Source organism: Thermus sp. FJN-A, assembly GCF_054655095.1.
In genome coordinates this window covers 1-236 of the sequence record NZ_BAAHSC010000311.1, presented here as the reverse complement: position 1 = coordinate 236, position 236 = coordinate 1, and the positions used below count along the sequence as shown (strand labels likewise).

Sequence of the window (236 nt, the reverse complement as noted above, 5' to 3'; positions counted from 1 at the left end):
CCGGCTTTCCTTAAGCCCTACGTCCGCCGCCTGGTGGACGTGGGGGAAGTGGCGGTAGCCCTTTACGCCGCCGGGGTCAGTCAGCGCAAGGCGGCCGAGATACTGAGCCTGCTCTTAGGCCACCGCTACTCCCACGAGACCCTGAGCGCCCTGACGGACGAGGTCCTGGAGGCGGCAGGAGCCTTCCGCACCCGGCCTTTGCCCGAGGAGATGGCCTTCGTCTACCTGGACGGGCT

The 236-nt window shown here is 67.8% G+C and carries 1 protein-coding gene; it reads left to right on the top strand.

Going from position 1 to position 236, the window contains the following annotated elements:
* Nucleotides 1-236 (top strand): transposase (locus ACYQ0J_RS13850; RefSeq protein ID WP_460172636.1); only part of this gene is annotated, 236 nt, incomplete at both ends.